We start from the raw sequence: 26600 nt of genomic DNA on the forward strand, positions 1-26600 counted from the left end.
AGAGGAACGAACGATGAGTGGGCGGCGCCAGGAGCTGCTCGCGTTGGCGGCGAGGATGTTCGCCGAACGCGGGTACGGGCAGACGACGGTGCGCGACATCGCGGACGCGGCGGGCATCCTGTCCGGCAGTCTCTACCACCACTTCGACTCGAAGGAGTCGATGGTGGACGAGATCCTGCGGTCGTTCCTCGACGAGCTGTTCACCCGCTACCGCGAGGTCGTCGACGCGGGACTCGGGCCGAAGCAGACGCTGAAGGCGCTGGTCGTGGCGTCGTTCGAGGCGATCGACACCCGGCACGCCGAGGTCGCGATCTACCAGAACGAGTCGAAGCACCTGGCCGGCCTGGAGCGGTTCTCGTACGTGGACGACCGCAGCGTCGAGTTCCGCAAGCTGTGGACCGTGCTGCTGGAGGACGGCATCCGGGCCGGGGTGTTCCGCGCCGACCTCGACGTGGACCTGGCCTACCGCTTCATCCGCGACACCGTGTGGGTGGCCGTGCGCTGGTACCGGCCCGACGGCGAGCTGTCCGCGGAGACCGTCGCCGAGGAGTACCTGGCGATCTTGCTCGACGGAATTGCAACAGGGCGCCGGAGGGCGAAGACGTAGAGGAGGGCCCTCGTGGCCGAGGCGTACATCATCGAAGCTGTGCGGACCCCGGCGGGACGGCGCGGCGGCGTGCTGAGCCACGTGCACCCGGCCGATCTCGGCGCGCACGTGATCACCGCGCTGCTCAACCGGGTCGACGTCGACCCGACCGACGTGGACGACGTGGTGTTCGGCTGCGTCGACACGGTCGGGCCGCAGGCGGGGGACATCGCGCGCACGGCGTGGCTCGCGGCCGGGTTCCCCGAGCAGGTGCCGGGGGTGACGGTCGACCGGCAGTGCGGTTCCAGCCAGCAGGCCGTGCACTTCGCGGCGCAGGCGGTGATGAGCGGGACGGCCGACTTCGTGGTCGCGGGCGGCGTGCAGAACATGTCGCAGGTGCCGATCGGGTCGGCCATGACGGTCAACCCGCACGCCGGCTGCCAGGGCTGGGAGCACCGCTACGGCGACGAGGAGGTCAACCAGTTCCGCTCGGCCGACCTGATCGCGGTGCGGTGGGACCTGTCGCGCCGGGAGATGGAGGAGTTCGCGCTGCGGAGCCACCTGCGGGCGTTGACGGCGATCAAGGAGGGCCGGTTCGACCGGGAGATCGCACCGGTCGACGGGGTGGTGCACGACGAGTGCCCGCGACCGGACACGAGCGTGGAGAAGATGGCGGCGCTCAAACCGCTGCGGCCCGACGGGCGGACGACGGCGGCGTTGTCGAGCCAGATCTCCGACGGTGCCTCGGCGGTGCTGGTGGCGTCGGAACGGGCCGTGCGCGAACGCCGGTTGACCCCGCGGGCCCGCGTGCACCACCTGTCGGCGCGCGGGTCCGACCCGATCTACATGTTGACCGCGCCGATCAGGGCGACGAGGTACGCGCTGCAACGGACCGGCATGTCCATTGCGGACATCGACCTGTTCGAGGTCAACGAGGCGTTCGCGTCGGTGCCGCTGGCATGGGCCAAGGAGCTGGGCGTCGACCTGGCGAAGGTCAACGTCAACGGGGGAGCGCTCGCGCTGGGCCACCCGATCGGCGCGACCGGCACGAAGCTGTTCACGACGTTGCTGCACGAGCTGGAGCGCACCGGCGGCCGGTTCGGGTTGCAGACGATGTGCGAGGGCGGCGGTCAGGCGAACGTGACGATCATCGAACGACTCGGGTGAGGTCGCCGATGATCTCCTCGGCGTCGGTGACGATGCCGGAGATCAGCTCGGCGCAGGTCGGCAGGTCGTCGAGCAGCCCGACGACCTGACCGGCCGCGAGCACGCCCGCACCGGTCCGGCCCTCGACGAGACCGGCGCGCAGCAGCATCGGCGTGTTCGCGGCCATGACGACCTGGGACCAGGTGAGGTCCCTGCCGTGCTTCAGCGCGAGGCCTTCGCGGAGCATCGCGCGCCAGGACAGGCCGGTGTGGGAGTGGAACCTGGCCGCGTTGGTCAGCGCTCTGACCAGGCTGCTGACGCGGCCGGACCGTTCGAGGTGGTCGACGAGGTCGGTGCGCAGGACGCGGTGGGGCAGGCCGTCGACGCGGGTGGTGACGACCGTGCCGCCCAGGTCCCGGTGCAGGTAGGCCTGCTTGACGGCGTCCGGCACGGTGCTTTCCCGCGTGAGCAGGAACCGGGTGCCCATGGCGATGCCCGCCGCGCCGTACGCGAGGGCGGCGGCGAGGCCCCGGCCGTCGAAGAAGCCACCGGCGGCGACCACCGGGATGTCGACGGCGTCCAGGACGCTGGGCAGCAGCAACGTCGTGGCGACGCCGCCGGTGTGCCCGCCGCCCTCCCCGCCCTGCACGACCACGGCGTGCGCACCCCACCGCGCGACCTTCTCGGCGTGCCGGGCCGCGCCGACCGACGGGATGACGACCGCGCCGGCGTCGGCGAGCTTGGCGATCATGTCGGGTTTCGGGGCGAGCGCGAAGGAGGCGACCCTCACCCGTTCGCGGATCAGCAGGTCGACGCGTTCGCCCGCGTCGTGCGCGTCGGCGCGGAGGTTGACGCCGAACGGTTGCGCGGTGCGGGCGCGGGTCTCCTTGATGGCGGCTTCGAGCTCGGTGCACGTCATGGTCGCCGAGGCGAGGATGCCGAGGCCGCCCGCTTCGGCCGTGGCGGACACCAGCCGCGGTCCGGCGACCCAGCCCATCCCGGTCTGCACGACCGGGTGGCGCACGCCGACGAGCTCGGTCAGCGCGGTCTTCACCGGACCTCCCTCTCCCGCTCGGCGTCCGGGTCGAGCCGGGTGCGGATCAGCTCCAGCTCCTCGCCGGTGGGCAGGCGGGTCTCGGTGACGTCGCCGGCGGTGAGCGGGAACGACGTCTGCTGCCGCACCTCGTCCACGGAGGCGCCGGGGTGCACGGAGACCAGCCGCATCGAGTGGTCCGGGGTGGCGAAGTCGAGCACGGCGAGGTTCGTGACCACCCGGTGGACGTCGTGGAACGGGCCGACCGCGCGGTCGTAGCCCACGCCGGAGACCACGTCGACCTTGTCGACGAACACCCGGGTGCTGTGCTTGGGCACCCAGTAGCTGGTGCGGTGGTTGATCGTGTTGCCGGGTGCGCCGCGGAACCCGAGCAGCTGCCGCGTGGGCCTGGCGTGGTCGCCGATCGCGGAGATGTTCTGGTTGCCGAACCGGTCGACCTGGTTCGCGCCCATCACGACGTGCCGGCGGCCGTGCGCGACGACGTCGAACACCTTCCGGTACGGCAGCCATCCCTCCACAGTGGACTCCGGTGTGAGCAGGAACGCCTCACCGTCGCTCAGCAGCAGGTCCGGTTCGGTGGTAAGCCGCGCGAGGCGGGCACCGAGCGAGGGGATGAGGCCCATCGGGCTGGCGAGCACCTCCCCGGCACCGGCGAACAGGTCGGCGCAGGCCACGACGCAGACCTCGGCACGCGTGACGTCGCTCATCCCAGAAACCTCCGGTAGAAGTCCGGCCACTGCTGTGGATCGGCCGCTGCGGCGGCGTACTCGCGTTGCGCGGCCTCGTCACGGGGGTAGTCGGGCACGCAGCTCGTGAACCCCGCGCCGCCCGGTGCCTCGACGACGCCGTCGACCATCATCCGGTTGAGCAGCAGGGTCTGCGGTGCTCCGTCGAACCGCTCGACGATCCGCTCGCACGAGACGTACCGGCGGTCGGCGGCCAGGCAGAACAGGTCGTCGAAGTACGGGTCCGGCCCGAGGTACTGGGCGTTGCCGTGCCGGTCCGCGCGGTTGAGGTGCACGAGCGCCACGTCCAGCTTGATGGCGGGCATGGCGACGAGTTCCTCGCCGTCGTCGTAGGGGGAGCGGACCGTGCGGATCTCGGGCGCGTACCTGAGCACGTCCGACCCCAGCCCGGCGCGGATCGGCAGGAACGGCAACCGGTGCGCTGCCGCCCTGAGCCCGACCTGGAACATGCCCTCGTCCAGCTCCAGCACCGCGATCGCACCGGTCTCGCGCGCCCGTTTGAACCACGGGTCGTAGGCGATGGTGTCGAGCGAGACGAACCCGTAGACCAGCTTGCGGACCTTGCCGGCCGCGCACAGCAGACCGACGTCCGGGCCGCCGTAGGAGACGATCGTCAGGTCCTTGGCCGGTGTTGTGAGGAGCGCCTTGACCAGGGCCATCGGTTTGCGCCGCGAGCCCCAGCCGCCGATGCCGACGGTCATCCCGTCCTCGATCTCGCCGACGACCTCGTCAGCCGTCATTCGCTTGTCGCGCATGGTTCCCGTCCACGAAGGCCTGCCGGGCGCGGTCGGACGCGCCGGTGAGGTTCAGCTCGAAGGTGAAGCCCTGCTCGAAGCGGTAGCTCGTGTGCACCCGTTGCGGGTCGATGCCGTTGATCGCCTCCTTGGCCCTGCGGATCACCGCGGTGTCCTTCCGCGCGATCTCCCGCGCCAGCTCGCGAGCGGCGGCGCCAAGTGCGTCTCCGGGTACCACCCGGTACACGCTGCCGTGGTGGTGCAGCTGGGCGGCGGTGACGGTGGACGCCGTGTAGTAGAGCGCGCGCATGAGGTGCTGCGGCACGAGCCGGGCCAGGTGCGTCGCCGCACCGAGCGCACCCCGGTCGACCTCGGGCAGGCCGAAGTAGGCGTCGTCGGAGGCGATGACGACGTCCGCGTTGCCCACCAGCCCGACCCCGCCGCCGAGGCAGAACCCGTGCACCGCCGCGATGACCGGCACCGCGCACTCGTACACCGCCCCGAACGCCTTGGCGCAGCCCCGGTTCGCCGCGACCAGCGCGTCGTACCCCGGCGTCCGCTGCATCTCCTTGAGGTCGACCCCGGCGCAGAACCCGCGGTTCTCGGCCCGCAGGACCACCACCCGCGCGTCCTCGTCCTCGCCCGCGGACGTGATCGTCTCGGCCAGCTCGAACCACCCGCGCGCCGGCAGTGCGTTGACCGGGGGGAAGTCGATGGTCACTTCGACGACGCCGCTTTCGGTGTGGCTGCTGGAGATCCCCATCGCGCCGCCTTCCAAACCAAGCGATTGCTTGGTAACTTAGCAGTGCCGGAGCAACCGGGGTAGGTGCGGAGTGGAACTCGACCTCGACGGATCAGTGGTCCTGGTGACGGGCGGCGTGCGGGGTGTCGGCGCCGGCATCACCCGCGCGTTCCTGGCGGCCGGTGCCGTGGTGGTGACCTGCGCCCGCCGTCCCGCCGAGGTACCGGGCGCGTCTTTTGTCCCGTGCGACGTCCGGGACGCAGACCAGGTCGCCGCGCTGGTGTCCTCGATCGTCGCGCGGCACGGCCGGCTGGACGCGGTGGTGAACAACGCGGGCGGTGCGCCGTTCGCCCTCGCGGACCAGGCCTCGCCGCGGTTCCACGAAAAGGTCGTCGAGCTGAACCTCCTGGCGCCGCTGCTGGTCTCGCAGGCCGCGTACGCCGTGATGCGCGACCAGGAGGGTGGCGGCTCGATCGTGATGGTCAGCAGCATCAGCGGCCGCCGTCCCTCTCCCGGCACCGCGGCTTACGGTGCCGCCAAGGCCGGTCTGGAGAACCTGACCGCCTCGCTTGCCGTCGAATGGGCGCCACGGGTCCGTGTGAACGCTCTGGCCGTGGGTCTCGTACGCACCGAACAGTCCCACCTGCACTATGGCGATGAAGCCGGTATCGCGGCGGTCGCGCGCACCGTGCCGTTGGGCCGTCTCGCGTCACCGGACGAGGTCGGCGCGTGTGCCGTGTTCCTCGCTTCACCGCTTGCTTCTTACGTCACGGGCGCGACCCTGCCGGTGCACGGCGGGGGAGAGGTGCCCGCCTTCCTGGCCGCCGCCCAGACCGATGGGGGTTCGTCATGACGTTGTGCGAGGACCGGGTCGTGGTCGTCACGGGTGCGGGCCGCGGCATCGGCCGCGCGCACGCCTTGGCGTTCGCCGAAGCCGGTGCGCGGGTCGTGGTGAACGACCTGTCGGCTGAGGTGGCCGGCGAGGTGGCGGCTCAGATCGGTCCGCGGGCGGTGGTGAACACCGACGACGTGGGCACCTGGGCGGGCGCTCGCCGGGTGGTAGAGGCGGCTGTGGACGCGTTCGGCGGCGTGGACGTGCTCGTGAACAACGCGGGCGTCGTGCGCGACCGCATGATCGTGAGCTGCGCCGAGGACGAGTGGGACGAGGTCGTCCGCGTGCACCTCAAGGGCCACTTCGCACCCCTGCACCACGCGGCGGCGCACTGGCGCGCCGTGGCGAAGGACGGCGGCACGGTGTCCGGCCGGGTGATCAACACGTCCTCGGGCGCGGGCCTGTTCGGCAGCGTCGGCCAAGCGAACTACTCGGCCGCCAAGGCGGGCATCGCGGCGCTGACCCTGGTGGCGGCGGCGGAACTGGCCCGCTACGGGGTCACGGTGAACTCGATCGCCCCCGCCGCCCGCACCCGCATGACCGAGCACGTGTTCGACACGATGGCCGCGCCGGACCACGGCTTCGACGCGATGGCCCCGGAGAACGTGTCACCGCTGGTGGTGTGGCTGGGCAGCGCGGAGTCCGGTGACGTCACCGGGAAGATGTTCGAGGTCGACGGCGGGCGGATCTGCCTGGTCGACGGGTGGCAGCGGGGGCGGGAGGCCGACAAGGGGGAGCGGTGGGCGCCGGAGGAGCTCGGGCCGGTGGTGCGCGACCTGGTGGCCGGCCACCGGCCGGTGCCGGTGTACGGCGCCTGACCCGCGCGCGGGTACAAGATCCGGTAGCGTCCTCCGCAACGCCTGGGAGGTGCGCCGAATGACTCACACGCTGGACGTCCGGTACCACCGAGCCGATGACGCCGATGGTCAGGACGACCCGGTGGAGGTCACCTCCGGCCCCGAACTCGAAGCCGTGCTGACCCACGTCCTCAACCTCGCGCAGCCGCACACGGTGCGGATCACCGCCCGGGAACGCCCGGACGCGCTGGTCGAGCTCGTGGTCGCCCCGCTGGAGCAGGTCGGGGCCCTGCTGTTCCACAGCCCCAAGTCCCGTGCGCCTCGCCCCGCTGATGACACCTCCACCGGCGTGTACGCGACCCGCGCCGAAGCGCCCGTTCCCGGCGCCCCGACGCTCTACGTCGACACCGACACCAAGACGCCGTTCCCGGCCGACGCGGCCCTGCCCGTCCCGCACCTGCTCGCCGCCCTGGAGGAGTTCCGCCAGACCGGCGAGCGCCCGACGTGCGTGGAGTGGCAGGAGACCCAGGTCTCCTGACCGGCGGCTCCGGCCTCAGTCGTACTCGACCTGGAACTCCTTGATCCCGTTCAACCACCCCGACCGCAGCCGCCGCGGTGCCCCGGCCTCCCGGATGTCCGGCATGTGGTCCGCGATGGCGTTGAAGATCAGGTCGATCTCCAGCCGCGCCAGGTTGGCCCCGATGCAGAAGTGGGCGCCGTTGCCGCCGAACCCCAGGTGCGGGTTGGGGTCGCGGGTGATGTCGAACCGCTCCGGGTGGTCGAAGACCTCCTCGTCGAAGTTCGCGGACGAGTAGAACAGGCCGACCCGCTGGCCCTTCTTGATCTCCACGCCGCTGAGCGAGGTGTCCTGGGTCGCGGTGCGCTGGAACACGACCACCGGCGTGGCGTAGCGGACGATCTCGTCGGCGGCGGTGGCCGGGCGTTCGGCCTTGAAGAGCTCCCACTGGTCGGGGTGGTCGAAGAACGCCTTCATGCCGTGCGTGATGGCGTTGCGGGTGGTCTCGTTGCCGGCGACGGCCAGCAGCAGCACGAAGAAGCCGAACTCCTCCGACTTGAGGCCCGCACCGTCCACATCGGCCTGGACGAGCTTCGTGACGATGTCCTCGCGCGGGCACGAACGGCGGTCCTCGGCCATGGTCCAGGAGTAGCCGAGCAGCTCGGTCGCGGCGGTCAGCGGGTCGTCGTCGATCTCCGGGTCGTCGTAGGAGATCATCTGGTTCGACCAGTCGAAGATCTTGCGGCGGTCCTCCTGCGGGACGCCGATCAGCTCCGCGATCGCCTGCAGGGGCAGTTCGCACGCGACGTCGGTGACGAAGTTGCCGGAGCCCTTCTCCTTCGCCTCGGTCACGATCTGCTCGGCCCTCGCGCTCAGGGCCGCGCGCAGACCGTTGATCGCCCTGGGCGTGAAGCCGCGGGAGATGATGCCGCGCTGTTTGGTGTGCACCGGCGGGTCCATGTTCAGCAGCAGGAGCCGCTGCATCTCGATGCGGTCGCGCGGCAGGTCGTCGGCGAACCGGATGATCGCGGTGTTCTCCCAGCTCGAGAAGAGCTCGCTGTTGCGCGACACCTCCTTGACGTCGGCGTGCTTCGACACGACCCAGAACCCGTCGTCGGCGAACCCGCCCTGACCGTGCGGGTGGGCGTTCCACCAGATCGGCGCGGTCTGCCTGAGCTCGGCGAACTCCTCGAACGGCAGGCGGGTCGCGTACATGTCTGGGTCGGTGAAGTCGAAGCCCTCCGGGATGCGCGGCTTGCTCACGAGCACCTCCTAGCTGTAACGCGTTCTAACCGATTCAAACACGGTTGTAGCTTGTGGTGAAGCCCCCATGCGGCCAAGCTGGTCAGCAAAAGGAACGTGTTCTAGTTCTTTGGCGAGGGGAGGCCCGCGTGGGGAGTCCGGTGATCGTGGGAGCGGTGCGCACGCCCATCGGCAAGCGTGACGGCTGGTTGTCCGGTCTGCACGCCGCCGAGCTCCTCGGTGCGGCACAGCGGGGTCTGCTCGACCGGACCGGAGTCGACCCGTCCGCTGTAGAACAGGTCATCGGCGGCACGGTCACCCAGGCGGGTGAACAGTCCAACAACATCACGCGCACGGCCTGGCTGCACGCCGGACTGCCGCGGACGACGGGCTGCACCACCGTCGACTGCCAGTGCGGGTCGGCGCAGCAGTCCACCCACCTGGTCGCCGGCCTGGTCGCCACCGGCGCGATCGACGTGGGCATCGCCTGCGGGGTCGAGGCGATGAGCCGGGTGCCGCTGCGGGCCAACATCGGCGACTCCGGGATGCCGCGGCCCGAGTCGTGGAGCATCGACCTGCCCGACCAGTTCGTGGCGGCCGAACGGGTGGCCGCCCGCCGCGGCATCGGGCGCGAGGAGGTCGACCGGTTCGGCGTCGCCTCGCAGACCAAGGCTCGCCGGGCGTGGGCAGAGGGGCGGTTCGCCGCCGAGGTGGTGCCGGTCAAGGTCGGGCAGGAGCTCGTCGACACCGACCAGGGCCTGCGCGAGACCAGCCTCGAGAAGCTGGCGGCGTTGAAACCGGTGGTCCCCGGCGGCGTGCACACGGCGGGCACGTCCTCGCAGATCTCCGACGGCGCCAGCGCGGTGATGGTCGTCGACGAGGCCTGGGCGCGGGCCCACGGGCTGCGGCCGCGGGCCCGCATCGTCACGCAGTGCCTGGTCGGGTCGGACCCGTACTACCACCTGGACGGGCCGGTGGACGCCACGAACCGGCTGCTCGACCGCAGCGGCATGAAGATCGGCGACATCGACCTGTTCGAGGTCAACGAGGCGTTCGCGTCCGTCGTGCTGTCGTGGGCGGCGGTGCACCGGCCCACCCTCGACCGGGTCAACGTCAACGGCGGCGCCATCGCGCTCGGCCACCCCGTCGGCAGCACCGGCACCCGGCTGATCACCACGGCGTTGCACGAGCTGGAGCGCAGGGACGGCACGACGGCGTTGGTCACGATGTGCGCGGGTGGTGCGCTGGCGACCGGGACGATCATCGAACGGCTCTAGATTGGAGCGCATGGCCCGAACCGCCCGTCGCATGCACGAGCTCCTCGAACCGATCTGCCTCGTCACGTACATGGAGGACGAGGTTGGCGAGGAGTACGCCGCTCTCGGCCACCGCAACTACTGGAGCGGCTACTTCGCCAGCCGTGCCGCACCGCTGGGGCGCGTGCCGGCGGAGGTCGTGCACGCGGCGTTCTACAACTTCGGCCCCGGCGAGGCCGCACGGCACATCCCGAGCGCGTGGGAGAAGATCCCGGCTGAGGAGTCCCTCGTCGCACGGGAACGCGGCAGCGTGGCCTCGCTGCGCCGAATCCTGGGCGACCTGGCCGGCGCGGAGGGCGTGCACCGGGCCGCCGACCTCACCACGAAGGCCGCCACGAGCGCGCCCACCGACGGCCGGGTGATGTACGCCGGGATGCGCGCGCTGCCGATTCCGGCCGACCCGCTCACCCGGCTGTGGCACTCCGCGACCGTGCTGCGCGAGCACCGCGGCGACGGGCACGTCGCGGCCCTCGTCACCCACCGCGTCGGCGGCACGGAGGCGCACGTCGTCAGTGCCATCGCGATGGGCGTCCACCCGCCCGAGTCGTTCGGCCGCATCCACCACCTGCCGCAGGACCGGCTGGCGGCGGTCATGGCGGGCCTGCGCGACCGGGGCCTGGTCGAGGACGGCCGGTTCACCGACGCCGGTCGCGCGCTGCAGCAGAGCATCGAGGCCCTCACCGACGAGCTCGCCGAGGCGCCCTACGAGGCCCTCACCCCGGACGAGCTCGACGAGCTGGTCACCGAGCTGGAACCGATCAGCGCGGTGCTCGCGGCTGCCGGGTCGCGGTGACCGCCCTGCTGCTCGACCGCCTCCACACCGCCGGACTGACCGACGTCACGGCCGTGGAACCGGTCGAGGGCGGCCTCGCGGCGGTCGCGGGCATCGCCGTCAGGGACCCGGGCCCGCCGCTGTTCGTGAAGTCGTTCGCCGACGTGCCCGCGGCCGACCTGTTCGCGGCCGAGGCGGACGGGCTGCGGGCGCTGCGGGAACGCGGCGGGCTCACCACGCCCGAGGTCGTCCTCGTGACCCGCGACCTGCTGGCGCTGTCGGTGCTGCGCGAACGGCCGACCGAGGAAGCGTTCTGGGAGCAGCTCGCCCACGCGCTCGCCCGGCTGCACACCTCGACGGTGCACGACCGGTTCGGCTGGGAGCACGACAACTGGCTCGGCCGCTACCGGCAGGTCAACACCTGGACCGCCGACGGGCACGAGTTCTTCGCGCGGCACCGCCTGCTGCGCTGGCTGCCGGAGCGGCGGGTCAGGGCGGCGCTCGACGAACGCGACCGGCGCGCCCTGGAACGGCTCTGCGACCGGCTGCCCGAGCTGCTGCCGGCGAACCCGGCCTGCCTGACCCACGGCGACCTGTGGGCCCAGAACGTCCTGGCCACCGCGGACGGCCGGCCCGCGGTGATCGACCCGGCGGTGTCGTACACCTGGGCCGAGGTCGACCTGGCCCACCTGTGGTGCTCCCCGCACCCGCCGGAGGCGAAGCGGTTCTTCGCCGTCTACGCGGAGCTGACCGGCCTGGACGACGACTGGCGCAGCCGGATGCCGGTGGTCCAGCTGCGCCAGAGCCTCGCCCTCATCGCCATGTTCGACCACGGCTGGGGCGCCGCGGACCAGGTCCGCGCCCTGCTCAAGCCGTTCCGGGCTGGGTGAACGTGGCCATCGCGCGCTCGGTCTCCCAGAACGCGCGCACCGACCTGATCAACCCGTCCTCGCCGGCGTTGTAGACGAACACACCCTCGGTGTCGACGCGCGCGCCACCGGGCAGGAACGCGGAGATCACGCCGACGTTCGCGCACTCCGATCCCGCCGCGAACGAGTCGTGCACCGTGAACTCGAACCGCTCGACGTTGGCGATGGCGAGGTCCCAGAACGCGGAGATGGCCTCCTTGCCGTGGTGGCCCTTGCCCTCCGCGTCGAACATCGACGGGCCGACCGGGTCCTCGACCACCGCGTCCTCGGCGAACAGCGCGAGCCACTCGTCCTTCGCCCCGCGCGTCACGGCGTCCATAGACCTCCACGACGCCACCCGCGCCGGGGTCTCCGCCTTCGAGGCGTTCCAGCTCACCGCGGTCATGAGAACTCCTTCAGCACCTCGTCGGCGAACCGCCGCAACCCGTCCTTCTTCGCCTCCACCGACCCGTCGAACCCGACGCCGTGGAACAGCCACGGCAGCACGATCACGTCGGTCACGCCGATCTCCTCCAGCTGCCGGTACCCGTCGAGCCCGAACCGGTCGACGCACACCGCCTGGACCTCGAACGGCCGCTCGAACGCCCCGAGGTCCCCGAGCTGCGCGATCACCGACCTCAGCTCCTCGAACCTGATCATCGCCGAGGTCCAGCCGTCGCCGACGCGTGCGGCGCGCTTCAACGCCGCGGGGGAGTGGCCGCCGACGTAGAACGGCACGGGCGCGGTCGGTGCCGGCGACATCTGCAACCGGTCGAAGTCGAAGTAGTCGCCGTGGTACTCGACCATCCCACCGCCCAGCACCAGCTTGAGCACGTCGATCATCTCGTCGACCCGCGGTCCCCGGTTCTTGAAGGGCACACCGCACCACTCGAACTCCTCCGGGGACCAGCCGAGCCCGAGACCGAGCCCGAACCGGTTGCCGGTCAGGTGCGCGACCGAACCGATCTGGCGGGCCAGCAGCAACGGGTTGCGCGAGCCGAGCTTCAGCACCTGCGTGTAGAAGCGGATGCGCGAGGTCACCGCGCCCATCGCCGCCGCGGCCACGAACGGGTCCACCCACGGCGTCTCGGCGTTCCACATCCGCGAGCCGTCCGGGGTGTACGGGTAGTCCGCGGACACCTCCTCCGAGAAGAACAGCGAGTCCGGCAACGCGATCGAGGCGTACCCGCACTCCTCGGCGCACCGGGCCAGCTCGGTCAGCTGGTCGAGCGGGCTCATGGCGATGCCGACGGTGAACTTCATGCTGGCTTCTCCGATCCGACGACCCACATGGCGAAGAACTGCGACCCACCGCCGTACGCGTGCCCCAGCGCACGCCGCGCCCCGTCGACCTGGTGATCGCCGGCCGTGCCCATGACCTGCATCGCGGCCTCGGCGAACCGCAGCAGCCCGGACGCGCCGATCGGGTTCGACGACAGCACGCCGCCGCTCGGGTTCACCGGCAGCCGCCCGCCGATCTCGGTCTCGCCGGCCTCGGTGAGCTTCCAGCCCTGCCCGGCCTCGGTGAAGCCCAGGTTCTCCAGCCACATCGGCTCGAACCAGGAGAACGGCACGTAGATCTCGGCCGCGTCCACTTCGGACAGCGGGTCGGTGATGCCTGCCTGCCGCCACAACGCCCGTGCCGCGTCCTGACCGGCCCGCGGGTTGACCTGGTCGCGCCCGGCGAACGTCGTGGGCTCGGTGCGCATCGCGGTGGCGTGAACCCAGGCCGCGCGCGACGACGTCGGCTCGGCGGAGATCACGACCGCGCAGGCGCCGTCCGAGGACGGGCACGTCTCGTCGTAGCGGATCGGGTCCCACAGCATCTGCGACGCCCGCACCGACTCGACCGTGATGCCGGGTTGCTTCAGGTGCGCGTACGGGTTCATGGCACCGTTGCGGCGGTCCTTGGCGGCGACCATCGCGCCGACGTGCTCGGGTGCGCCGGAACGGCGGATGTAGGAGCGCACGTGCGGCGCGAAGTACCCGCCCGCGCCCGCGTGCACCGGCATCGTGAACGGCGTCGGCACCGACAGCGCCCACATCGCGTTCGACTCCGACTGCTTCTCGAACGCCACGGCCAGCACGCGCTCGTGCACCCCGGCCTGGACCAGCGACGCGGCCACGTTCGCCGTGCTGCCGCCGACCGAGCCCGCGGTGTGCACGCGCAGCAGCGGTTTCCCGACCGCTCCCAGCGCGTCCGCGAGGAACAGCTCGGGCATCATCACGCCCTCGAACAGGTCCGGTGCCTTGCCGAGCACCACGGCGTCGATGTCCGGCCAGTCCACGCCGGCGTCGGCCATCGCGCGGTCGACCGCCTCGCGGCACAGGCCCGCCATCGACACGTCGAGCCGTTTCGCGGCGTGGTGCGTCTGGCCGGTGCCGACCACAGCTGCCGGTCGCATCTAGTCCCGCCCTTCCATCACGCAGACCAGGTTCTGCTGCAGCAGCGGCCCGCTGGTGGCGTGCCCGAGCACCTTCGCGGCCGTGCCGTCGTGCACCCGGCGGGCCGCCTCGCCGATCCGCGACAGGCCCGCCGCGAACATCGGGTTGCCGGCGAGCACCCCGCCGGACGGGTTGACCGTGCTGTCGCCGAGCCCGAGCGCCTGGCTCAGCAGCAGCTCCTGGTGCGTGAACGGCGCGTGCAGCTCGGCGACCTCGACCCCGTCCGCACCGGCCGCCTTGCCCGCGGCCACCGCAGACGGGGACGCCGTGAGGTCGCGCGTGCCGAACGACGGCGAGTCGACCCGGTGCTCGAACCCGGTGATCCACGCCGGTCGCTCGCACAGTTCGCGTGCCCGGTCACCGGCGGCCAGCACGATCGTCGAGGCACCGTCGGTGATCGGCGCGCAGTCGTGCCGCCGCAACGGATCCGCCACGTACGGCTCGTCGAGCAGGTCCTCCGGTGACACCGGTCCGGACAGCTGCGCCAGCGGGTTCGACATCGCCGCCGCACGCGACCGCGCGGCCACCTCGGCCATCGCGCGTTCGCTCCACAGGCCGTTCTCGATGCCCATCCGCGCCTGGATGCCCGCCAGACCCAGGGAGTCCGGCCACAGCGGCGTCACGACGTACGGGTCGAGCTGCATCGCCATGACCCGCCGCAGCTGTCCGGCCGACGACTTGCCGAACCCGTACACCAGGGCCGTGTCCACCTCACCGCACCGCAGCTTCACCCACGCCTCGTACAACGCCCACGCCGCGTCCATCTCGACGTGCGACTCCATGATCGGCGGGAACGCGCCGATGGCGTCCACGGCGGACACGAACGAGAACGCCCGCCCCGCCAGGTAGTCCGACGAGCCCGAGCACCAGAACCCGATGTCGGACTTCGTGAGGCCGAGCCCGCCGAGCACCTCGTGGAAGATCGGCACCAGCATCTCGACACCGTTGGTGGTGCCGTCGGTCTCGCGCACGCAGGGCGTCTGCGCGAAACCGACCACAGCGACGTCACGCATGCGGGCCCCTCACAGGTGCTGGGAGTAGGAGTCGAACGGCGCGTCCGGCTCACCGGAGGGCGTGAAGTGGTCGATGTTCTGCATCGTCGGGCCCCACTCCGCACGCGGCTTCCACACCGCCTCGACGCGCATGCCCATCCGCACGTCCTCGGGCGCGACGCCCAGGAGCAGGTGCAGGAACGGGATGTCCGCGCCGTCGAGCAGCACGTACGCCGAGACGTACGGCGGCGGGATGCGCTGGCCCAGGAAAGGCACGTTGACCACGCAGAACGTCGTGATCGTGCCGCGGTCGGACAGCTCGACCGGATCGGCTGTGGGCACACCGTCGGTCGGGCAGGCCGGCCGTGGCGGGAAGTACACCTTCTCGCACGCGGGGCAGCGTTGCGCGACCAGCCGCCCCTCCATGAGCCCGCGCAGGAACGGGTCCTCGGTCGGCGACGCGGTGTGCGTGTAGTGCAGGTGCACCGGGGTCGTGACCATGGTGACGTCGTCGGCCTCGACCGGCTCGTCGCCCGGTTCGCCGGACAGCTCGAAGCACTCGATGTCGGTGATCGCGCCGACCCGGTCGTCGCGCCAGCGCACCCGGACGCGGGCGCCGGTGGAGATCCGGTCGGGTGATCCCGCGTCAACGGCGTGCAGCATCGACGTGTCGGCGCCGTCGAGCTGGACCAGCGCCCACGCGAACGGGCGGTCCAGCGGCTGGCCTTCCAGCGGTTCGGGAATCCACGACCACCCGCGCACGACACCGGTCGAGGCCACGTCCACGAACTCCGTCAGCCGCTCGGCGGTCACCGGGTCGTACTCCAGCGGCGGCACGTGCACACGGCCGTCCGCGCCGCGGATGCCGGTGACCTTCCTGCGGCGGAGGTCGGAGAGGAAGCGGCCGAGCGTGGGTCCGGTCGAGCGCGTGTAGTCGAAGCCCACGTCCAGCGAAGCACTCAGGGGCCTAGGCACAGATCAAAGTGAAACAGGTTCTCGAAATGGTGGCAAGATGGCGGCATGAAGCTCGGTCTGCAGCTCGGCTACTGGGGCGCTGCGCCGCCCGCGAACGCCCCCGAACTCGTGGCGGCGGCGGAGGAGTGCGGGTTCGACGCGGTGTTCGCCGCGGAGGCCTGGGGCTCCGACGCCTTCACCCCGTTGGCGTGGTGGGGATCTGCCACCCGACGGGTCCGGCTCGGCACGTCGGTCGTGCAGATGTCCGCGCGCACACCGGCCGCGTGCGCGATGCACGCGTTGACGCTGGACCACCTGTCCGGCGGGCGGTTCGTCCTCGGGCTGGGCGTCTCCGGCCCTCAGGTGGTGGAGGGCTGGTACGGGCAGCCGTTCGCGAAACCGCTGGCCAGGACCAGGGAGTACCTGTCGGTGCTGCGGCAGGTGCTGGCCCGCGAGGCGCCGGTGACCAACGCCGGTCCGCACTACCCGTTGCCGTACCGGGGGCCGGGTGCGCTGGGGCTGGGCAAGCCGCTCAAGCCGATCACCCACCCGCTGCGCGCCGGCCTGCCGATCTGGCTGGGTGCCGAGGGGCCGAAGAACGTGGCGCTGGCAGCGGAGATCGCCGACGGGTGGCTCGCGATCTACTACGCGCCGCGCCTGGCCGGCATGTACGACGAATGGCTGGAGGAGGGACTGGCGAAAGCGGGGCGCACGCGGGCGGACTTCGAGGTTGCCGCCACCTGCCAGGTGGTCGTGACCGACGATCCCGTTGGCGTGCGCGGGTTCCTGAAGCCGTTCGTCGCCCTGTACATCGGCGGGATGGGTGCGCCCGGGATGAACTTCCACGCCGAGGTGTTCACCCGCATGGGATACGGCGAGGTCGTCGCCGACATCGGCAAGCTCTACCGGGCGGGACGCAAGGACGAGGCGGCGCAGGTGGTCCCGGACGAGCTGGTGCGCGAGATCAGCATCGTCGGCAGCGCCGAGGAGGTGCGCGCGGAGGTCGCCCGGTGGGAGGCCGCCGGGGTCACCCAGTTGCTCGTCGGCTGCCGCGACACCGACTCGATCAAGGCCGTCTCCGAGGCTTGTCAGTAGATGAAACACGTTCTACTTTGAGGGAGTGGCAGGACTCTGGAACACCGCGTCGGAGCAGCCGGACCTGACCGCGTTGGTCGACCCCGGCGGCCGTGGGACCACCTACCGGGAGCTGGCGGCGGAGGCGAACCGGTACGGCCGGGGGTTCCAGGCCCTGGGGCTGACACCCGGCGACAGCATCGTGCTGATGCTGCCCAACAGCGCCGAGCTCGTGGCGGTGTACTTCGCCGCCTACCAGACCGGTCTCTACGTCGTGATGGCGAACTGGCACCTGACCGGCGCCGAGGTGGCCTACCTCGTGCAGGACAGCGGTGCCAAGGCGTTCGTCGGTCATGAACGCTTCGCCGCCGCAGTGGCCGAAGCAGCGGCGGGTCTGCCGTCCGAAGCGAAGTTCGCGGTGGGCGAGATCGACGGCTTCCGGCCGTTGGGGAGTCTCGGCGAGGGCGAAGAGGGCCGGCCCGACGTTCGCACGACCGGGTCGCCGATGCTCTACACCTCCGGCACCACCGGGCGGCCCAAGGGCGTGCGCAGGCCGTTGACCGGCGCCGACCCGGACGTCGTACCCGGCTCGGCGCCGTGGTTCTTCGGCATCTTCGGCCTGCGGCCGTTCGACGGGCACGTGCACCTGTGCGGGTCGCCGCTCTACCACACGGCGGTGCTCAACTTCGTCGTCATCTCCATCCAGCTCGGGCACACCACCGTGCTGATGGACCACTGGGACCCCGAGGACATGCTGCGGCTGATCGAACGGCACAAGGTCACCCACAGCCACATGGTGCCGACCCAGTTCCACCGCCTGCTCGCGCTGCCCGACGAGGTGAAGGGCAGGTACGACCTGTCGTCGTTGCGCGCGATGATCCACGGCGCCGCGCCGTGCCCGGTCGAGGTCAAGCGCAGGATGCTCGACTGGTGGGGACCGGTCGTGATCGAGTACTACGCGGCGACCGAGGGCGGCGGCACGGTGATCAGCGCGCAGGAGTGGCTGCGCAAGCCCGGATCGGTCGGACTGCCGTGGCCCACGTCGGAGATCAAGGTTCTGGACGAGGACGGGAACGAGCTGCGCGCCGGTGAGCGCGGCTTGGTCTACCTGCGGATGGGCGACGCGACGTTCGAGTACCACAAGGACGCCGAGAAGACCCGCGCTGCCCGCGTCGGCAAGCTGTTCACGTTGCAGGACGTCGGGTACCTCGACGAGGACGGCTACCTGTTCCTGTGCGACCGGAAGAACGACATGATCATCTCCGGCGGGGTCAACATCTACCCGGCCGAGGTCGAGGGCGAGCTGGTGTGCCACCCGAAGGTCGCCGACGTGGCCGTCTTCGGCATCCCGCACCCGGACTGGGGCGAGCAGGTCAAGGCGGTCGTGCAGCCGGTCGACGGCGTCGAACCCGGCCAGGAGCTGACCGACGAGCTGCTGGAGTTCGCCCGCACCCGGCTCGCGAAGTTCAAGCTGCCGCGCACGATCGAGTACCTGGCCGAGCTGCCGCGCGACCCGAACGGCAAGCTGTACAAGCGGAAACTGCGCGATGCGTGACCGCATCAGGATGACCCCGGCCGAGGTCGACGCGTTCCTCGCCGGGCAGAAGACGTTGGTCGTGGCGACCATCGGGCGCGACGGCCTGCCGCACCTGGCGCCGATGTGGTTCGCGTGGCTGGACGGCGAGATCGTGTTCTGCACCGACCGCAAGTCGCAGAAGGTCGTGAACCTGCGCCGCGAACCGCGGTGCAGCGTGCTCGCCGAGGCGGGGGAGACCTACGACCAGCTGCGCGGCGTGCACATGGAGGGCGTCACCGAGTTCACACCCGACCTCGGCCGCGTGGTCGACGCGGTGGTGGCGCGCAACTTCGGCGAGGTCGGCTCGTCCGACGCCGAGCGGGACGCCCTGCGCAAGGCCATGGCGCGGCGCGTGGCCGTGATCTTCCGTCCGGCCAGGACGGCCAGCTGGGACCACCGGAAGCTGATGTCGGGAGTGACCCCATGACCCTGAACCGCCGTCAGGTGCTCGCCGGAGCAGGCCTCGCGCTGGCCTCCGGCCTCGTGCACACCGGTACCGCCGAGGCGGACCTCGGTGAGTACGACGTGGTGGTGGTCGGGTCGGGCGCCGCCGGCATGACCGCCGCGCTGACCGCCGCCAAACGCGGGCTGAGCGTCGTGGTGGTGGAGAAGGCGCCGACGTTCGGTGGTTCCGCCGCACGCTCCGGCGCGGGCATCTGGATCCCGAACAACGAGGTGATCCTCGCCGCGGGCGTCCAGGACACCCCGGCGAAGGCCGCGCAGTACCTGTCGGCCGTGGTGGGCGACATCCCGCCGGCACGACAGCAGGCCTACCTGAGCGCCGGGCCGCGGATGATCTCGTTCTTGCTGCGCAACAGCCCGCTGCGGTTCCGGTACATGGACGGCTACAGCGACTACTACCCGGAGTACCCCGGCGGCATCGCGCGCGGTCGTTCCATCGAGCCGGACGTGTTCGACGGCACCCTCCTCGGCGCCGAGCTCGCGAACCTCAACCCGCCGTACCTCGCCGTGCCGCCGGGCATGGTCATCTTCAGCGCCGACTACAAGTGGCTGGCGCTGGCCCTGGTGAACGCGAAGGGCGCCGCGGTGGCCGCCGCCGCGCTGGCCCGCGGTACCGCTGCCGCGCTGGCCGGGCAGAAGCCGTTGACCATGGGCCAGTCGCTGGCCGGTGCGTTGCGGCTGGGGCTGATGCAGGCCGGTGTGCCGGTGTGGCTGAACACGCCGTTGGTCGACCTGCACGTGGTCGGTGGTGCCGTGCGTGGCGTCGTGACCTCACGTGGACTCGTGCGCGCCCGTCGTGGCGTGATCATGGGTTCGGGCGGTTTCGAGCACAACGCGGCCATGCGCGCGCAGTACCAGCAACAGCCGATCGGCACCCAGTGGACCGTGGGCGCCAAGGAGAACACCGGCGACGGCCACCGCGCCGGCCAACGCCTCGGTGCCGCGTTCGACCTCATGGACGACGCCTGGTGGGGCCCCGCGATCCCGGTACCCGGCTCGCCGTACTTCTGCCTCGCCGAGCGCACGCTGCCGGGCGGGTTGATGATCAACCAGCTCGGGCAGCGGTTCGTCAACGAGGCCGCGCCCTACAGCGACGTCGTGCACGTCATGTACGACAAGAACCCCTCCGCGCCGTGCATCCCGGCGTGGCTGGTGGTCGACCAGAACTACCGCAACCGCTACCTGTTCGCCGACGTCGCGCCCGCGCTGCCGTTGCCGGACGGCTGGTACCAGAACGGCGCGGTGGTGAGGAACTGGTCGCTGGACGGCCTGGCATCGGCGATCGGCGTGCCCGCGGCCGCGTTGAAGGCGACCGTGAGCCGGTTCAACAACCAGGCGTTCTCCGGCCGTGACACCGACTTCCACCGCGGCGACAGCGCCTACGACCACTACTACACCGACCCGGCGGTCATCCCGAACTCGTGCCTGGCACCGTTGTGGGCGCCGCCGTTCTACGCGTTCAAGATCGTTCCTGGCGACCTCGGCACCAAGGGCGGCATGGTCACCGACGCGCGCGCTCGGGTGCTGCGGCCGGACGGCTCGGTGATCCCGGGCCTGTACGCGGCGGGCAACGTGAGCTCCGCGGTGATGGGCCGCAGCTACGCCGGCGCGGGTTCGACGATCGGCCCGGCCATGACGTTCGCCTACATCGCCGCAAACGACATCTAACCCGACCTTCCTTGCTGTTCTGGCATCTGCAAGTACTACTTGCAGATGCCAGAGCAGCAAGGGGGCTTGCGAGGAGGTGAGCGTCAGCGGCCTTGGAAGTCCGGCTTCCGCTTCGCCGCGAACGCCCGCGGTCCCTCCTTGGCGTCCTCGCTGCGGAACACCTCCATGCCCAGCCGGGCGTCCACTGTGAACGCGTCGTTCTCGTGCATGCCCTCGGTCTCGCGGATGGTCCGCAGGATCGCCCTGATCGCCACCGGACCGTTCGCCGCGATCAGGGCGGCCAGCTCCATCGCCTTGGTCAACGCCTGGCCGTCCGGCACGACGTGACCGATCAGGCCGATCTCCTTGGCCTCCGGTGCCGTGATGTGCCGCCCGGTCAGCAGCAGGTCGGCCGCGACCGTGTACGGGATCTGCCGGGGCAGCCGGACCGCCGAACCGCCCAGTGGGAACAGGCCCCAGCGCGGTTCGGAGACGCCGAAGCGCGCGCTCTCGCCGGCCACCCGGATGTCCGTCGCCTGGAGGATCTCCGTTCCCCCCGCGATGGCCGGACCCTCCACGGCCGCGATGAGCGGTTTCGTCAACCGGCGACCCTTCAGCAGCGGCTCGATCACCGAGAAGTCGTACCCCGTGGTCTCGCCGGGGTGGTTCTGCGTCATCGCCTTGAGGTCCGCACCCGCGCAGAACGCCCCGCCCGCACCGGTCAGGACGCACACGCGCACGTCGGGATCGGTGTCCACGCGGTCCCACGCCTCGCGCATGATGGCCATCATCGGGCCGGACAACGCGTTGCGCGCCTCCGGCCGGTTCATCGTGACCACGAGGACGTGCCCGCTGCGCTCCACCAGGCAATGCGGCTCTGCAGTGGTCGTCATCCGGGGTGCCTCCTGGATCGAGTCTGACCGCACGGGGGATTGTCCAGAACAGTAACACGTTCTACTTTGCAGGACATGGCCCTCAACGTCGCAGACCTCGTTGAACACGCCGCCGACACCGTGCCCGAACGCACCGCGCTCATCTGCGGTGCCAAGCGGGTCACCTACGCCGAGCTCGAGGCGCGCGCCAACAAGCTGGCGCACCACCTGGCAAGCAACGGCGTGACAGCGGGTCAGCACGTCGGCCTGTACGCGCGCAACTCCATCGAGCTGGTCGAGGCGATGCTCGCGGTCTACAAGCTGCGGGCCGTCGCGATCAACGTGAACTACCGCTACACCAAGAACGAGTTGCAGTACCTGTTCGGTGAGGCGGACCTGGTCGCGCTGGTGCACGAGCGCCGCTACTCACCGCTCGTGGCCGAGGTCGACGCGCCGGAGCTCAGGGTCGTGATCGACGACGAGTCCTCTGAGGACTTCGGCGGCACCGAGTACGAGGCCGCGCTGGCCGCCCAGTCCGGCGACCGGGACTTCGGCCCGCGCAGCGCCGACGACCTCTACATCCTCTACACCGGCGGCACGACCGGCATGCCCAAGGGCGTGATGTGGCGGCACGAGGACGTGTGGCGCACGCTCGGCGGCGGCATCGACTTCGTGACCGGCGAGCGCGTCACCGACGAGTGGCAGCAGGCCAACTCCGGCAAGGACCACGGGCTGGTGCGGCTGTGCCTGCCGCCGCTGATCCACGGTGCCGCGCAGTGGGCCGTGCTCGGCGCGTTGTTCGGCGGCAGCACCGTCGTGCTGGTGCCGAAGTTCGACCCGGCCGAGGTCTGGCGGGTGATCGGCAGGGAGAAGGTGCAGGTCGCCGTGATCACCGGCGACGCCATGGGCCGGCCGCTGATCGAGGAGTTCCAGCGCGGCGAGTACGACGGGTCGTCGTTGTTCATCATCAACAGCAGCGCCGCGCTCTTCTCCTACACCGTGAAGAAGCAGTACCACGAGCTGCTGCCGCACACGACGCTGCTGGAGTCGATCGGGTCGAGCGAGACCGGGTCCACCGGCATCGGCGCGGTCCCCAAGGAGATGGTGAAGACCGACGGCACGAAGGTGAAGCTGAACGAGGACACCATCGTCGTCGACGAGAACGGCACCAGGCTCGAACCGGAACCCGGTGCCGTCGGCAAGCTCGCCCGCGGCGGCCACATCCCGCTGGGCTACTACAAGGACCCCGAGAAGACCGCGAAGATGTTCATCGAGGTCGACGGCAAGCGCTACACGGTTCCCGGTGACTTCGCCCGGTTCGAGGCCGACGGCGACATCACGTTGCTGGGCCGCGGCAACACGTGCGTGAACACCGGCGGCGAGAAGGTGTTCCCCGAAGAGGTCGAAGGGGTGCTGAAGTCGCACCCCGGCGTGTTCGACGCGCTCGTGATCGGCATCCCCGACGACCTGCTCGGCCAACGGGTCGGCGCGCTGGTCCAGCCGCGTGACGGCGCCACCCCGACACTGTCCGAACTGGACGCTCACGTCCGCGAGACGCTGGCCGGCTACAAGGTGCCGCGCTCGCTCTGGCTGGTCGACGAGATCGGCCGCACCCCCAGCGGCAAACCCGACTACCAGTGGGCCCGGCGCCACGTGGAGGAGCATGCGCACCAACCTGTGTGACACGTTCGGCATCGAACACCCGGTCTTCGGCTTCACACCGTCCGAGCACGTGGCCGCCGCGATCAGCCGCGCCGGTGGTCTCGGCGTGCTGGGCTGCGTGCGGTTCAACGACGCCGAGGACCTCGACCGCGCGCTGACGTGGATGGACCAGAACACCGACGGCAAACCGTACGGCGTCGACATCGTGATGCCCGCCAAGGTGCCGACCGAGGGCACGCAGGTCGACCTGGACAAGCTCATCCCGCAGGGCCACCGGGACTTCGTGGACCGCACCCTGCTCTCCCTCGGCGTGCCACCGCTCCCCGAGGGCGCCGGCGGCGAGGGCGTGCTCGGCTGGCTGCACTCGGTGGCCCGGTCGCACGTGGACGTGGCGCTGGAGCACCCCGTCCGGCTCGTCGCCAACGCGCTGGGCTCCCCGCCGGTGGACGTGATCGAACGCGTGCACGCCGCCGGTGTCCCGGTCGCCGCCCTCGCGGGCAAGGCCGAACACGCCCGCAGGCACGTCGAGAACGGCGTGGACGTCGTGGTGGCGCAAGGCTACGAGGCCGGCGGGCACACCGGCGAGGTCGCCACGATGGTGCTCGTGCCGGAGGTCGTGGACGCCGTGGACGTCCCGGTGCTGGCCGCGGGAGGCATCGGCTCCGGCCGGCAAGCCGCCGCCGCGCTGGCGCTGGGCGCCTCCGGCGTGTGGATGGGCTCCTGCTGGCTCACGACCGCCGAGTACGCGCTGGGCAACTCCTCCACGCAGGAGGCGTTGCTGGCGGCCGGGTCCGGTGACACCGTGCGGACCCGGATCTACACCGGCAAACCCGCGCGGCTGCTCAGGACGCGCTGGACCGAGGCGTGGGCGTCGGCCCACGCACCCGACCCGTTGCCCATGCCGTTGCAGAACATCCTGGTCAGCGAGGCGCACCAGCGGATCGCGCGGTCCTCGGACCCGTCGGTGGTGTCGATGCCGGTCGGGCAGGTCGTGGGGCGGATGAACGAGGTGCGGCCGGTCGCCGAGGTGATCGCCGACCTGCTCGCCGAGTTCGAGGACACGGTGAAGCGGCTGGGCGAGCTCGCGCGGTGAGCGGGTCGGGGCCTGCCGGTCACATGGCCGCGCTGAGCCTGAGGAGCTGGGCGGTCGCCCCGCCCAGCTCGAACTCGGCGCGCTTGGCCGCCGTGAAGTACCGGTGCACCCCGTGGCCCATGTCGATGCCCGTCCCGCCGTGGACGTGCACGGCGGTGTGCGCCACCCGGTGACCGGCGTCCGCGGCCCAGAACTTGGCGGTCGCCACCTCGGCCTCGGCGGGCAAGCCCTCCGCCAGCCGCCAGGCAGCCTGCCACAACGTCAGCCGGATCGCGGAGACGTCGACGTAGGCGTCGGCCAGGCGTTGGGCCACCGCCTGGAAAGCCCCGATCGGCCGCCCGAACTGCACCCGCGTGCGGGCGTGCTCGGCGGTGAGCTCCAGCGCGCGTTCGGTGACGCCGAGCTGGTAGGCGCACAACCCGAGCGCGTAGCGGGTGGTGAGCCAGCCGGGGGTGACGCCCTCGACCGGCTCGCCGCCGCCGGTGAACGCGAACGTGCCCGCCTCCGACCCGTCGAGGAGCACCTGCGGTGCGATGTCGAGGTCCGCGGCCTGCACGAGGAACACCTCGTCGCCCGACGCCACCAGGAACGCCTCGGCCGATGTCGCGAACGGCACCGCGGTCTTCGCGCCCGCGGGGTCCTCGGCGAGCGCCACCGACAGCACGGTCGCGGGGTCGACGCGCCGGCCGGACAGGGCCAGGGCGGTCTGCGCCAGCGTCGTCGGCAGGTACGGGACGGCGGCGACCGCGCGCCCCAGCTCGACCAGCACCGCGCAGTGCTCCAGCACGCCGAGCTCGGCCGGGTCCTCCGGCACCACGCCCGCCTTCACGAGGTCGGCCCACGGTGCGCCGGAGGACTCGACGATCTCGCGGGTCAGCGCGGCCAGCTCCCGTTGCGCCTCGGTCAGCGTGAAGTCCACGTCTCCTCCTACCGAGGTACGGCGGGCAGCCCGAGGCCGGCCCGCGCGATGATGTCGCGCTGGATCTCGTTGGTGCCGCCGCCGAACGTCAGGATCAGCGCGGAGCGGTGCATGCGCTCGACCCGGCCGTGCAGCAGGGCGCCGGGGGAGCCCGCACGGACGATGCCGCCGGCCCCCAGCACCTCCATCAGCAACCGGTAGCCCTCGGTCGCGAACTCGGTGCCGAACACCTTGGTGGCGGAGGCCTCCGCGGGTGAGGGCGCCTCATCGCCGCCGGACGCGAGCTTCCAGTTGATGAGCTTGAGGTACTCGGTCTTGGCGTGCACGCGCGCGAGGTGCAGCCGGACCCACTCCTGCCGGTCGGCACCGGTTTCCCGAGCCCACTGGCGGACCTCGCGCAGCGCGGTCTGCAACGGAGCGGCCGAGCAGAGCGCGACGCGTTCGTGGTTGAGCTGGTTGGTGATGAGCTTCCAGCCCTGGTGCTCGGTGCCGATGAGGTTCGCGGCGGGCACGCGCACGTCGTCGTAGAAGGTCGCGCTGGTGGTGGGGCCGGACATCGTGGGCACCGGTGTCCAGGAGAAGCCCTCGGACGCCGTCGGCACGATGATGATGCTCAGGCCCCGGTGCCGTTCGGACCCCTGGTCGGTGCGGCACGCGAGCCACACGTAGTCGGCGTACTGGACGAGGCTGGTCCACATCTTCTGGCCGGTGACCACGTAGTCGTCGCCGTCGCGGACGGCCCGCGTGCGCAGTGCCGCCAGGTCGGTGCCCGCCTCCGGCTCGCTGTAGCCGATCGCGAAGTGGATCTCACCGCCGGCGATCCTCGGCAGGTAGAACGCCTTCTGCTCCTCGGTGCCGTACGCCATGATCGTCGGTCCGATGGAGTTCAGCGTCAGGAACGGCACCGGCGCGCCCGCCGCGGAGGCCTCGTCGAGGAAGACCAGCTGCTCGATCATGGGGCGGTCGCGGCCGCCGTACTCCCGCGGCCAGCCGATGGTGAGCCAGCCGTCCTTCCCCATCTGGCGGACGGTGTCCTTGTACACCTCGGCGTCGCCGTAGTCACCGCCGGAGCTCAGCGCGGCCCTGCGCTCCGGTGTCATGAGCGCCGCGAAGTACGCCCGCAGCTCGTCGCGCAGGCTCTCCTGCTCGGGCGTGAAACCGATGCGCATGCCCGCTACTCTAGAACAAGTTCTATTTTCTGTCAGGAGGCCGCGATGAAGGTCGACGTCGACCCGTCGCTGTGCGAGGCGCACGGCGTGTGCACGACAATCCTGCCCGAGGTATTCGATCTCGACGATGACGAAGTTCTGCAGATCCGGCCCGGTGTCGTGACGTCGGCGGAGGAGCCGGTGGCCGAGCGGGCGGTGGCGTCGTGCCCCAAGAGTGCGCTCCGGCTCTCACGCTGATGGACCTTGTCACGAACAGGAACAGATTCTAGTGTGCGACGGGTAC

28 protein-coding genes are annotated in these 26600 nt (G+C 71.1%); 15 read left to right on the top strand and 13 right to left on the bottom strand.

Annotation, left to right across the window (positions count from 1 at the left end; all coding sequences use genetic code 11):
• Positions 1 to 13: 13 nt before the first annotated feature.
• Both ACZ7CH_RS11170 and ACZ7CH_RS11175 read left to right on the top strand, forming a co-directional pair.
• Positions 14 to 607, top strand: a complete 594-nt coding sequence (locus ACZ7CH_RS11170; RefSeq protein WP_360389064.1) for a TetR/AcrR family transcriptional regulator — start codon at positions 14 to 16, stop codon at positions 605 to 607.
• 12 nt (positions 608 to 619) lie between these two features.
• A complete protein-coding gene (locus tag ACZ7CH_RS11175; RefSeq protein ID WP_470373737.1) occupies positions 620 to 1753 on the top strand; it encodes an acetyl-CoA C-acetyltransferase in 1134 nt (377 codons plus the stop codon).
• Here the strand turns inward: ACZ7CH_RS11175 and ACZ7CH_RS11180 are convergent.
• Genes ACZ7CH_RS11180 through ACZ7CH_RS11195 form a run of 4 tightly spaced genes read right to left on the bottom strand, consistent with a single transcriptional unit; the run spans position 1734 to position 5029 of the window.
• Positions 1734 to 2786 carry an NAD(P)H-dependent flavin oxidoreductase gene (locus tag ACZ7CH_RS11180; protein ID WP_470373738.1) on the bottom strand — a complete coding sequence of 351 codons (1053 nt, stop codon included), beginning with the start codon at positions 2784 to 2786 and terminating at the stop codon, positions 1734 to 1736. The two genes, ACZ7CH_RS11175 and ACZ7CH_RS11180, sit on opposite strands and share 20 nt — an antisense overlap.
• Positions 2783 to 3493 (bottom strand): CoA-transferase subunit beta, encoded by a 711-nt coding sequence (locus ACZ7CH_RS11185; protein ID WP_470373739.1) that lies wholly within the window; start codon positions 3491 to 3493, stop codon positions 2783 to 2785. The genes ACZ7CH_RS11180 and ACZ7CH_RS11185 overlap by 4 nt, the downstream gene beginning before the upstream one ends.
• Positions 3490 to 4287 (bottom strand): CoA transferase subunit A, encoded by a 798-nt coding sequence (locus ACZ7CH_RS11190; RefSeq protein WP_470373740.1) that lies wholly within the window; start codon positions 4285 to 4287, stop codon positions 3490 to 3492. The genes ACZ7CH_RS11185 and ACZ7CH_RS11190 overlap by 4 nt, the downstream gene beginning before the upstream one ends.
• The gene (locus ACZ7CH_RS11195; RefSeq protein WP_470373741.1) at positions 4262 to 5029 is read right to left on the bottom strand and encodes an enoyl-CoA hydratase family protein; all 768 of its coding nucleotides are present in this window, start codon (positions 5027 to 5029) and stop codon (positions 4262 to 4264) included. Before ACZ7CH_RS11195 ends, ACZ7CH_RS11190 begins: the two co-directional genes overlap by 26 nt.
• A gap of 70 nt (positions 5030 to 5099) precedes the next feature.
• Here ACZ7CH_RS11195 and ACZ7CH_RS11200 point away from each other — a divergent pair, with 70 nt between their 5' ends.
• Genes ACZ7CH_RS11200 through ACZ7CH_RS11210 form a run of 3 tightly spaced genes read left to right on the top strand, consistent with a single transcriptional unit; the run spans position 5100 to position 7235 of the window.
• A complete protein-coding gene (locus ACZ7CH_RS11200) occupies positions 5100 to 5861 on the top strand; it encodes an SDR family oxidoreductase (protein ID WP_470370518.1) in 762 nt (253 codons plus the stop codon).
• Positions 5858 to 6718 (top strand): SDR family oxidoreductase, encoded by an 861-nt coding sequence (locus ACZ7CH_RS11205; RefSeq protein WP_360389044.1) that lies wholly within the window; start codon positions 5858 to 5860, stop codon positions 6716 to 6718. Before ACZ7CH_RS11200 ends, ACZ7CH_RS11205 begins: the two co-directional genes overlap by 4 nt.
• 58 nt (positions 6719 to 6776) lie before the next feature.
• Positions 6777 to 7235 (top strand): Imm1 family immunity protein, encoded by a 459-nt coding sequence (locus ACZ7CH_RS11210; protein ID WP_470373742.1) that lies wholly within the window; start codon positions 6777 to 6779, stop codon positions 7233 to 7235.
• A 15-nt stretch (positions 7236 to 7250) separates the two neighbouring features.
• Here ACZ7CH_RS11210 and ACZ7CH_RS11215 read toward each other — a convergent pair whose 3' ends face one another.
• Positions 7251 to 8477, bottom strand: a complete 1227-nt coding sequence (locus ACZ7CH_RS11215) for a cytochrome P450 (protein ID WP_360389039.1) — start codon at positions 8475 to 8477, stop codon at positions 7251 to 7253.
• Between the two features lie 128 nt (positions 8478 to 8605).
• On the opposite strand from ACZ7CH_RS11215, the gene ACZ7CH_RS11220 reads away from it, so the two are divergent.
• Genes ACZ7CH_RS11220 through ACZ7CH_RS11230 form a run of 3 tightly spaced genes read left to right on the top strand, consistent with a single transcriptional unit; the run spans position 8606 to position 11434 of the window.
• A complete protein-coding gene (locus ACZ7CH_RS11220; protein ID WP_470373743.1) occupies positions 8606 to 9733 on the top strand; it encodes a steroid 3-ketoacyl-CoA thiolase in 1128 nt (375 codons plus the stop codon).
• Between the two features lie 10 nt (positions 9734 to 9743).
• Complete coding sequence (locus ACZ7CH_RS11225; protein ID WP_470373744.1) at positions 9744 to 10565, top strand: SCO6745 family protein; 822 nt, start codon at positions 9744 to 9746, stop codon at positions 10563 to 10565.
• The gene (locus ACZ7CH_RS11230) at positions 10562 to 11434 is read left to right on the top strand and encodes a fructosamine kinase family protein (protein WP_470373745.1); all 873 of its coding nucleotides are present in this window, start codon (positions 10562 to 10564) and stop codon (positions 11432 to 11434) included. The genes ACZ7CH_RS11225 and ACZ7CH_RS11230 overlap by 4 nt, the downstream gene beginning before the upstream one ends.
• On the opposite strand, the gene ACZ7CH_RS11235 is transcribed toward ACZ7CH_RS11230, so the two are convergent.
• From ACZ7CH_RS11235 to ACZ7CH_RS11255, 5 genes are read right to left on the bottom strand one after another with little or no spacing between them, the layout of a single operon-like run.
• Complete coding sequence (locus ACZ7CH_RS11235; protein WP_458431918.1) at positions 11412 to 11858, bottom strand: nuclear transport factor 2 family protein; 447 nt, start codon at positions 11856 to 11858, stop codon at positions 11412 to 11414. The two genes, ACZ7CH_RS11230 and ACZ7CH_RS11235, sit on opposite strands and share 23 nt — an antisense overlap.
• Positions 11855 to 12715: a TIGR03619 family F420-dependent LLM class oxidoreductase gene (locus tag ACZ7CH_RS11240; RefSeq protein WP_470373746.1), complete on the bottom strand. Its 861-nt coding sequence runs from the start codon at positions 12713 to 12715 to the stop codon at positions 11855 to 11857. The genes ACZ7CH_RS11235 and ACZ7CH_RS11240 overlap by 4 nt, the downstream gene beginning before the upstream one ends.
• A complete protein-coding gene (locus tag ACZ7CH_RS11245) occupies positions 12712 to 13857 on the bottom strand; it encodes a thiolase domain-containing protein (protein ID WP_360389024.1) in 1146 nt (381 codons plus the stop codon). The genes ACZ7CH_RS11240 and ACZ7CH_RS11245 overlap by 4 nt, the downstream gene beginning before the upstream one ends.
• Positions 13858 to 14910 carry a thiolase domain-containing protein gene (locus ACZ7CH_RS11250; RefSeq protein ID WP_458431920.1) on the bottom strand — a complete coding sequence of 351 codons (1053 nt, stop codon included), beginning with the start codon at positions 14908 to 14910 and terminating at the stop codon, positions 13858 to 13860.
• A gap of 9 nt (positions 14911 to 14919) precedes the next feature.
• The gene (locus tag ACZ7CH_RS11255; RefSeq protein WP_470373747.1) at positions 14920 to 15864 is read right to left on the bottom strand and encodes a Zn-ribbon domain-containing OB-fold protein; all 945 of its coding nucleotides are present in this window, start codon (positions 15862 to 15864) and stop codon (positions 14920 to 14922) included.
• A 45-nt stretch (positions 15865 to 15909) separates the two neighbouring features.
• Between ACZ7CH_RS11255 and ACZ7CH_RS11260 the strand changes: the two genes are divergently transcribed.
• Genes ACZ7CH_RS11260 through kstD form a run of 4 tightly spaced genes read left to right on the top strand, consistent with a single transcriptional unit; the run spans position 15910 to position 20623 of the window.
• On the top strand, positions 15910 to 16938 hold the full coding sequence (locus tag ACZ7CH_RS11260; RefSeq protein WP_470373748.1) for an LLM class F420-dependent oxidoreductase: 1029 nt from the start codon (positions 15910 to 15912) through the stop codon (positions 16936 to 16938).
• Between the two features lie 25 nt (positions 16939 to 16963).
• A complete protein-coding gene (locus ACZ7CH_RS11265) occupies positions 16964 to 18472 on the top strand; it encodes an acyl-CoA synthetase (RefSeq protein ID WP_470373749.1) in 1509 nt (502 codons plus the stop codon).
• A complete protein-coding gene (locus tag ACZ7CH_RS11270; RefSeq protein WP_470373750.1) occupies positions 18465 to 18920 on the top strand; it encodes a pyridoxamine 5'-phosphate oxidase family protein in 456 nt (151 codons plus the stop codon). The genes ACZ7CH_RS11265 and ACZ7CH_RS11270 overlap by 8 nt, the downstream gene beginning before the upstream one ends.
• Positions 18917 to 20623, top strand: a complete 1707-nt coding sequence (gene kstD, locus ACZ7CH_RS11275; protein ID WP_470373751.1) for a 3-oxosteroid 1-dehydrogenase — start codon at positions 18917 to 18919, stop codon at positions 20621 to 20623. The genes ACZ7CH_RS11270 and kstD overlap by 4 nt, the downstream gene beginning before the upstream one ends.
• An 83-nt stretch (positions 20624 to 20706) precedes the next feature.
• Here the strand turns inward: kstD and ACZ7CH_RS11280 are convergent, their stop codons facing one another.
• Positions 20707 to 21495: a crotonase/enoyl-CoA hydratase family protein gene (locus ACZ7CH_RS11280; RefSeq protein WP_470373752.1), complete on the bottom strand. Its 789-nt coding sequence runs from the start codon at positions 21493 to 21495 to the stop codon at positions 20707 to 20709.
• Between the two features lie 75 nt (positions 21496 to 21570).
• Here ACZ7CH_RS11280 and ACZ7CH_RS11285 point away from each other — a divergent pair, with 75 nt between their 5' ends.
• Positions 21571 to 23157, top strand: a complete 1587-nt coding sequence (locus ACZ7CH_RS11285) for an acyl-CoA synthetase (RefSeq protein ID WP_470373753.1) — start codon at positions 21571 to 21573, stop codon at positions 23155 to 23157.
• Complete coding sequence (locus ACZ7CH_RS11290) at positions 23138 to 24229, top strand: NAD(P)H-dependent flavin oxidoreductase (RefSeq protein WP_458431928.1); 1092 nt, start codon at positions 23138 to 23140, stop codon at positions 24227 to 24229. Before ACZ7CH_RS11285 ends, ACZ7CH_RS11290 begins: the two co-directional genes overlap by 20 nt.
• Positions 24230 to 24248: 19 nt before the next feature.
• On the opposite strand, the gene ACZ7CH_RS11295 is transcribed toward ACZ7CH_RS11290, so the two are convergent.
• Entirely contained in the window at positions 24249 to 25148 is a 900-nt protein-coding gene (locus ACZ7CH_RS11295) for an acyl-CoA dehydrogenase family protein (RefSeq protein ID WP_458431929.1), read from the bottom strand.
• A gap of 8 nt (positions 25149 to 25156) precedes the next feature.
• Positions 25157 to 26317 carry an acyl-CoA dehydrogenase family protein gene (locus ACZ7CH_RS11300; protein ID WP_470370534.1) on the bottom strand — a complete coding sequence of 387 codons (1161 nt, stop codon included), beginning with the start codon at positions 26315 to 26317 and terminating at the stop codon, positions 25157 to 25159.
• A gap of 45 nt (positions 26318 to 26362) precedes the next feature.
• Between ACZ7CH_RS11300 and ACZ7CH_RS11305 the strand changes: the two genes are divergently transcribed.
• Entirely contained in the window at positions 26363 to 26554 is a 192-nt protein-coding gene (locus ACZ7CH_RS11305) for a ferredoxin (RefSeq protein ID WP_458431930.1), read from the top strand.
• Positions 26555 to 26600: the final 46 nt, after the last annotated feature.

The organism is Lentzea sp. NPDC037011, from assembly GCF_055607425.1.

What these genes read in the sequence shown, in the direction of transcription:
- ACZ7CH_RS11250 (WP_458431920.1), bottom strand. Translation starts at nt 14,910, where the DNA reads ATGCGTGACGTCGCTGTGGTCGGTTTCGCGCAGACGCCCTGCGTGCGC.
- ACZ7CH_RS11290 (WP_458431928.1), top strand. Translation starts at nt 23,138, where the DNA reads ATGCGCACCAACCTGTGTGACACGTTCGGCATCGAACACCCGGTCTTC.
- ACZ7CH_RS11245 (WP_360389024.1), bottom strand. Translation starts at nt 13,857, where the DNA reads ATGCGACCGGCAGCTGTGGTCGGCACCGGCCAGACGCACCACGCCGCG.
- ACZ7CH_RS11270 (WP_470373750.1), top strand. Translation starts at nt 18,465, where the DNA reads ATGCGTGACCGCATCAGGATGACCCCGGCCGAGGTCGACGCGTTCCTC.
- ACZ7CH_RS11205 (WP_360389044.1), top strand. Translation starts at nt 5,858, where the DNA reads ATGACGTTGTGCGAGGACCGGGTCGTGGTCGTCACGGGTGCGGGCCGC.
- ACZ7CH_RS11210 (WP_470373742.1), top strand. Translation starts at nt 6,777, where the DNA reads ATGACTCACACGCTGGACGTCCGGTACCACCGAGCCGATGACGCCGAT.
- ACZ7CH_RS11170 (WP_360389064.1), top strand. Translation starts at nt 14, where the DNA reads ATGAGTGGGCGGCGCCAGGAGCTGCTCGCGTTGGCGGCGAGGATGTTC.
- ACZ7CH_RS11190 (WP_470373740.1), bottom strand. Translation starts at nt 4,287, where the DNA reads ATGCGCGACAAGCGAATGACGGCTGACGAGGTCGTCGGCGAGATCGAG.
- kstD (WP_470373751.1), top strand. Translation starts at nt 18,917, where the DNA reads ATGACCCTGAACCGCCGTCAGGTGCTCGCCGGAGCAGGCCTCGCGCTG.
- ACZ7CH_RS11305 (WP_458431930.1), top strand. Translation starts at nt 26,363, where the DNA reads ATGAAGGTCGACGTCGACCCGTCGCTGTGCGAGGCGCACGGCGTGTGC.
- ACZ7CH_RS11225 (WP_470373744.1), top strand. Translation starts at nt 9,744, where the DNA reads ATGGCCCGAACCGCCCGTCGCATGCACGAGCTCCTCGAACCGATCTGC.
- ACZ7CH_RS11185 (WP_470373739.1), bottom strand. Translation starts at nt 3,493, where the DNA reads ATGAGCGACGTCACGCGTGCCGAGGTCTGCGTCGTGGCCTGCGCCGAC.
- ACZ7CH_RS11260 (WP_470373748.1), top strand. Translation starts at nt 15,910, where the DNA reads ATGAAGCTCGGTCTGCAGCTCGGCTACTGGGGCGCTGCGCCGCCCGCG.
- ACZ7CH_RS11235 (WP_458431918.1), bottom strand. Translation starts at nt 11,858, where the DNA reads ATGACCGCGGTGAGCTGGAACGCCTCGAAGGCGGAGACCCCGGCGCGG.
- ACZ7CH_RS11300 (WP_470370534.1), bottom strand. Translation starts at nt 26,317, where the DNA reads ATGCGCATCGGTTTCACGCCCGAGCAGGAGAGCCTGCGCGACGAGCTG.
- ACZ7CH_RS11280 (WP_470373752.1), bottom strand. Translation starts at nt 21,495, where the DNA reads ATGACGACCACTGCAGAGCCGCATTGCCTGGTGGAGCGCAGCGGGCAC.
- ACZ7CH_RS11285 (WP_470373753.1), top strand. Translation starts at nt 21,571, where the DNA reads ATGGCCCTCAACGTCGCAGACCTCGTTGAACACGCCGCCGACACCGTG.
- ACZ7CH_RS11240 (WP_470373746.1), bottom strand. Translation starts at nt 12,715, where the DNA reads ATGAAGTTCACCGTCGGCATCGCCATGAGCCCGCTCGACCAGCTGACC.
- ACZ7CH_RS11195 (WP_470373741.1), bottom strand. Translation starts at nt 5,029, where the DNA reads ATGGGGATCTCCAGCAGCCACACCGAAAGCGGCGTCGTCGAAGTGACC.